The following is a 309-nucleotide window of genomic DNA, read 5'->3' as shown; positions in this document are numbered from 1 at the left end:
CTATCTAACGCTAATGAACGAAAACTACCATCAGCCAGCAATGCCAGAAGGCGCTGAAGAAGGTATTCGTAAAGGTATCTACAAGCTAGAAAGCTACGAAGGTAAAAAAGCCAACGTACAGCTATTAAGCTCAGGTACTATCATGACTGAAGTGCGTAAAGCTGCAGCAATTTTAAGCGAAGAGTTTGGTATTGCGTCTGATGTTTACTCAGTAACTTCATTCAATGAACTTACCCGTGATGGACAAGATGTTGAACGTTTCAACATGCTTAACCCAGAAAGCGAGCAAAAAACGCCATACATCACTAG

Annotated in this window: 1 protein-coding gene; it reads left to right on the top strand. The window is 41.4% G+C overall.

The window, feature by feature from the left end; translation table 11 throughout:
• Positions 1 to 13 precede the first annotated feature (13 nt).
• Positions 14 to 309, top strand: a 296-nt coding sequence (locus tag SB765_RS28805; protein WP_410932380.1) for a transketolase-like TK C-terminal-containing protein, incomplete at its 3' end; no start/stop codon positions are given.

Origin of the sequence: Pseudomonas sp. SIMBA_067 (assembly GCF_046534675.1) — a bacterium.
GTDB classification, from domain to species: domain Bacteria; phylum Pseudomonadota; class Gammaproteobacteria; order Pseudomonadales; family Pseudomonadaceae; genus Aquipseudomonas; species Aquipseudomonas putida.
This window is presented reverse-complemented; position numbering and strand designations above follow the sequence as displayed.